General features: G+C 50.9%; 2 rRNA genes. Both read right to left on the bottom strand.

The window, feature by feature from the left end:
* Positions 1-5: 5 nt before the first annotated feature.
* Positions 6-120: ribosomal RNA gene (gene rrf, locus APS80_RS08535) — 5S ribosomal RNA — on the bottom strand.
* A 74-nt stretch (positions 121-194) separates the two neighbouring features.
* Positions 195-2,462, bottom strand: a 23S ribosomal RNA gene (locus APS80_RS08530); the annotation flags it as partial.

The following is a 2,462-nucleotide window of genomic DNA, read 5'->3' as shown; positions in this document are numbered from 1 at the left end:
TGCTTGCCTGGCAACGTCCTACTCTCGCGGAACGTAAGTCCGACTACCATGGGCGCTAAGGAGCTTAACTTCTGTGTTCGGCATGGGAACAGGTGTGACCTCCTTGCCATTATCACCAGACAAGATGAATATATACATTATACATTCAAAACTAGATAGTAAGTAAACAGATGATACAAACAAAACATTTAAAATTGATTAAGTCTTCGATCGATTAGTATTCGTCAGCTCCACGTATCGCTACGCTTCCACCTCGAACCTATTCACCTCATCATCTTTGAGGGATCTTATAACCGAAGTTGGGAAATCTCATCTTGAGGGGGGCTTCATGCTTAGATGCTTTCAGCACTTATCCCGTCCATACATAGCTACCCAGCGATGCCGTTGGCACGACAACTGGTACACCAGAGGTATGTCCATCCCGGTCCTCTCGTACTAAGGACAGCTCCTCTCAAATTTCCTACGCCCACGACGGATAGGGACCGAACTGTCTCACGACGTTCTGAACCCAGCTCGCGTACCGCTTTAATGGGCGAACAGCCCAACCCTTGGGACCGACTACAGCCCCAGGATGCGATGAGCCGACATCGAGGTGCCAAACCTCCCCGTCGATGTGAACTCTTGGGGGAGATAAGCCTGTTATCCCCGGGGTAGCTTTTATCCGTTGAGCGATGGCCCTTCCATGCGGAACCACCGGATCACTAAGTCCGTCTTTCGACCCTGCTCGACTTGTAAGTCTCGCAGTCAAGCTCCCTTATGCCTTTACACTCTGTGAATGATTTCCAACCATTCTGAGGGAACCTTTGAGCGCCTCCGTTACCTTTTAGGAGGCGACCGCCCCAGTCAAACTGCCCACCTGACATTGTCTCCCACCATGATCAATGGTGCGGGTTAGAAATCCAACACAGCTAGGGTAGTATCCCACCAACGCCTCCACGTAAGCTAGCGCTCACGTATCTAAGGCTCCTACCTATCCTGTACAAGCTGCGCCGAATTTCAATATCAGGCTACAGTAAAGCTCCACGGGGTCTTTCCGTCCTGTCGCGGGTAACCTGCATCTTCACAGGTACTATGATTTCACCGAGTCTCTCGTTGAGACAGTGCCCAAATCGTTACGCCTTTCGTGCGGGTCGGAACTTACCCGACAAGGAATTTCGCTACCTTAGGACCGTTATAGTTACGGCCGCCGTTTACTGGGGCTTCGATTCGTGGCTTCGCAGAAGCTAACCACTCCTCTTAACCTTCCAGCACCGGGCAGGCGTCAGCCCCTATACATCACCTTACGGTTTAGCAGAGACCTGTGTTTTTGATAAACAGTCGCTTGGGCCTATTCACTGCGGCTCTTCAGGGCGTGAACCCCAAAGAGCACCCCTTCTCCCGAAGTTACGGGGTCATTTTGCCGAGTTCCTTAACGAGAGTTCGCTCGCTCACCTTAGAATTCTCATCTTGACTACCTGTGTCGGTTTGCGGTACGGGCACCTATATTCTAGCTAGAGGCTTTTCTCGGCAGTGTGAAATCAACGACTCGAGGAAACAATTTCCTCTCCCCATCACAGCTCAGCTTGATGAGTGGCGGATTTGCCTACCACTCGGCCTTACTGCTTGGACGTGCACTCCAACAGCACGCTTCGTCTATCCTACTGCGTCCCCCCATCGCTTAAAACGAATTGAGGTGGTACAGGAATATCAACCTGTTATCCATCGCCTACGCCTGTCGGCCTCGGCTTAGGTCCCGACTAACCCAGAGCGGACGAGCCTTCCTCTGGAAACCTTAGTCAATCGGTGGATGGGATTCTCACCCATCTTTCGCTACTCACACCGGCATTCTCACTTCTAAGCGCTCCACACGTCCTTACGGTCATGCTTCAACGCCCTTAGAACGCTCTCCTACCACTGTCCTACGGACAATCCACAGCTTCGGTAATATGTTTAGCCCCGGTACATTTTCGGCGCAGTGTCACTCGACTAGTGAGCTATTACGCACTCTTTAAATGATGGCTGCTTCTAAGCCAACATCCTAGTTGTCTGGGCAACGCCACATCCTTTTCCACTTAACATATATTTTGGGACCTTAGCTGGTGGTCTGGGCTGTTTCCCTTTCGAACACGGACCTTATCACCCATGTTCTGACTCCCAAGTTAAATTGATTGGCATTCGGAGTTTGTCTGAATTCGGTAACCCGAGAGGGGCCCCTCGTCCAAACAGTGCTCTACCTCCAATAATCATCACTTGAGGCTAGCCCTAAAGCTATTTCGGAGAGAACCAGCTATCTCCAAGTTCGATTGGAATTTCTCCGCTACCCACAACTCATCCGCTCACTTTTCAACGTAAGTCGGTTCGGTCCTCCATTCAGTGTTACCTGAACTTCAACCTGGTCATGGGTAGATCACCTGGTTTCGGGTCTACGACCAAATACTCAGCGCCCTATTCAGACTCGCTTTCGCTACGGCTCCACATTCGCT

Origin of the sequence: Staphylococcus auricularis (genome assembly GCF_001500315.1) — a bacterium.
GTDB lineage: Bacteria > Bacillota > Bacilli > Staphylococcales > Staphylococcaceae > Staphylococcus > Staphylococcus auricularis.
This window is presented reverse-complemented; position numbering and strand designations above follow the sequence as displayed.